Source organism: Rhodococcus sp. LB1, from assembly GCF_001583455.1.
Lineage (GTDB): Bacteria > Actinomycetota > Actinomycetes > Mycobacteriales > Mycobacteriaceae > Rhodococcus_F > Rhodococcus_F opacus.
In genome coordinates, this window is sequence record NZ_LTCZ01000301.1 from 121,429 (window position 1) to 121,705 (window position 277).

Sequence of the window (277 nt, forward strand, 5' to 3'; positions counted from 1 at the left end):
AGTTGATGTTGGTCGAGGGCAGGCTGGCCCCCGATTTCTCGGACGAGGTCCTCGCCGCGTCCTGCGTCACCCGCGACACCAAGGAACCCTCATGATCACAACACTTTTCAGAACCGCCGCGACACCGCTGGCGGTGTTCCTCGACCACGTGATGGTGCCCCGCCGCACCTTCGAGTTCTTCGACCTGTCCGAGGAACTCAGCTGCGATTTGAACTCCGATCATGGGATCGAGGTGGCCATCTGATGTATACCGAATCGTTGGCGAACATCGCGATCC

At 59.9% G+C, this 277-nt stretch carries 1 protein-coding gene; it reads left to right on the forward strand.

Annotated features, from left to right (window positions below):
* Window positions 1–91 precede the first annotated feature (91 nt).
* Window positions 92–244, forward strand: a complete 153-nt coding sequence (locus AZG88_RS53015) for a hypothetical protein (protein ID WP_179443173.1) — start codon at window positions 92–94, stop codon at window positions 242–244.
* Window positions 245–277: the final 33 nt, after the last annotated feature.